The 699-nt window shown below is 27.9% G+C and carries 1 protein-coding gene; it reads left to right on the top strand.

Annotation, left to right across the window (positions count from 1 at the left end; genetic code table 11):
• Nucleotides 1-112 precede the first annotated feature (112 nt).
• Complete coding sequence (locus AB4Y90_RS18090) at nt 113-652, top strand: IS1 family transposase (protein WP_441558946.1); 540 nt, start codon at nt 113-115, stop codon at nt 650-652.
• The last annotated feature ends 47 nt before the right edge of the window (nt 653-699 follow it).

The raw sequence follows: 699 nt of genomic DNA, 5'->3' as shown, positions 1-699 counted from the left end.
GTTGGTTTTCTTTATTAATCGATGTTTAGGAATAAAGAATTAATAAAAACTCTTATAAAAGAGTAACTATTTGGTTACTCTTTTTATTTTTGAGGGAAATTTAACCTTTCAAATGCAGCCTACTTTCTATACGTGTTCCAGATGTGTTGGTGAAAACAGTAAGTTTATAAAATTCGGAAGAACAAAAAGAGGTAAACAAAGATTTCAATGTACTTCATGCAGGAAAACCAGCGTTTTAGATTATTCTTATCAAGCCTATAGAAAAAATATCAATACTAAAATCATTCGTTTAACGAAAGAAGGAATGGGAATAAGAAGCATTGCAAGATTTTTAAGAATATCAGCAACAACTACTCTCAAAAGAATAATTAATATTTCTGGGCATCTTCAGCAACCTGTAGTCAATTGCAATAAAGTCTATGAAGTTGACGAATTAAGAACATACATCGGTAATAAAAAACAAATAGTATGGCTCGTTTATGCTTTAGAAAAAGACAGCAAAAATGTGATTTGTTTTAATTTAGGGAAAAGAAATAATGAAACTTTGAATTCAGTTATAAAAACTTTAATTAATTCACATCCTGAAAAGATTTATACCGATAAACTCAAGAATTACCGATATTTAATTCCAGAAAAAATTCATCAAACATAAAGATTTGGAACTAATTCCATTGAAAGGAAAAATTTAAGTATAAGAAC

The sequence above is a fragment of the Chryseobacterium sp. 2TAF14 genome, assembly GCF_052115105.1.
GTDB lineage: Bacteria > Bacteroidota > Bacteroidia > Flavobacteriales > Weeksellaceae > Chryseobacterium.
The sequence above is the reverse complement of the archived record's forward strand: the minus strand, read 5'-3'. Positions and strand labels throughout refer to the sequence as shown.

Excerpts from the sequence above, each read along its gene's own strand:
- AB4Y90_RS18090 (WP_441558946.1), top strand. The coding sequence starts at position 113 with ATGCAGCCTACTTTCTATACGTGTTCCAGATGTGTTGGTGAAAACAGT.